Source organism: Bifidobacterium vansinderenii (genome assembly GCF_002234915.1).
Classification (GTDB): Bacteria; Actinomycetota; Actinomycetes; order Actinomycetales; family Bifidobacteriaceae; genus Galliscardovia; species Galliscardovia vansinderenii.
The window spans coordinates 1-1,228 of sequence record NZ_NEWD01000061.1 but is presented as its reverse complement, the minus strand read 5'-3'; the positions used below and the strand labels follow the sequence as shown (position 1 = coordinate 1,228).

The window sequence follows — 1,228 nt, the reverse complement described above, 5'->3', positions numbered from 1 at the left end:
CCCTACAGTTCGATGACCATACCGGTGCCGTATTCGACCGCGCTGCGAGCGAAGTCATCAAGTTTACGATAGATTTCCGCCAAGCGTGGTGTGATCGGCTGTGTAAGACGAGCTTCTAGCCAGCCGGCCAGTAACCAGCACTGTTTGGCATCGAAGAAGTCCACATCGCCGTAGCCGAGCGTCGTATCACATACTCGGTTGACGTCATCCGTGAAATCCTCGTCCAGAAGGTCTCGGTCCGATTCGCGCATCTTGTACACTTCGACATGCCCATCGGGCTGCATTGGTCGGTTGGGAATGTTGCCATAATAAGATGTGACGTTATCGAAATCGTGGAACAGAGTCGCTTCCATGAAAATCACATATCCTTTCGCTTGCGAATCTTGAAATGTGTTTCTTTGTCGTTTTTGCTGACTTTCCCATCCAATGTGACAAAGCCGCCGGCATGTTTGTCAATGATGCGTAAATAGCCTGCGATCATGTCGGCAAGGACGATGTAGTCCTTGCCGACGTACTTGATCTTGTAGCCTTTCTTGCGCCCGATGGCTCCTGGGGTGAATTTATCGGTAATGTCATTGATGTTGACCGAGCGTTCGAGCCAATCATCGTTGTGCCGAGCTTCGCGCTCTTTAGCTCTTTGATACCGTTCCTGCTCTTTTGGCGAGCTAGGCACGACGTCTTCGACATAATGTCTGGAGGCATCGGAATAAGCTGATTTTGTGTCTGACACGGCAAAGTCTCCTTCCTGAAGGTTGCCCAAAATGACTTCCGTATGGCGGAAGCCGGTAGAAATCCTCCGGAAGATGCCGCATAATCGAATTGCGGTAAGAAGATGCTCGCATCTTCGCGAGAGGGCGTTATTGGTTTGTTTCGGCGTTCTGATGCGCCCTCTTGTTTATTTTGTCATTGTGGTTTCTCCCCGCTGCAGTAAGGTCATCGCGTTCTTAATGTTTTCGGGATGCCGCGTCGTTTCGCGGTTTTCCATCAATAATCCGCGCTCGTAAAGATCGAGGATCGCGTCGTCAATCGGCTTGTCTGCAGTGCGATGTGGAAGCCACTTCATATAGGCGTCAAAAGCGTGATTGCCGCATTCGTAGGAAAGACCGAAAATCTCGGCAACCTCTGAGCCGGAGCGCAAGCCTAAGTGGTCGATAATGGCAGGAGGGGCGACGGAGTAGCGGGCCCAAAAATTTGCCTGACGTTCCGCTAAAGTGCTGTCTTGCCGATG

Annotated in this window: 3 protein-coding genes; all 3 read right to left on the bottom strand. The window is 51.3% G+C overall.

From position 1 onward, the window contains the following. Nucleotides 1–2 precede the first annotated feature (2 nt). Nucleotides 3–353, bottom strand: coding sequence for a hypothetical protein (locus tag Tam10B_RS12790; protein WP_143248482.1), 351 nt, complete (start codon nucleotides 351–353; stop codon nucleotides 3–5). A 5-nt stretch (nucleotides 354–358) separates the two neighbouring features. Beyond that, a complete protein-coding gene (locus Tam10B_RS12785; RefSeq protein ID WP_233133734.1) occupies nucleotides 359–760 on the bottom strand; it encodes a hypothetical protein in 402 nt (133 codons plus the stop codon). 135 nt (nucleotides 761–895) lie between these two features. After that, on the bottom strand, nucleotides 896–1,228 hold a 333-nt coding region (locus tag Tam10B_RS13325), incomplete at its 5' end, for a hypothetical protein (protein WP_093961604.1).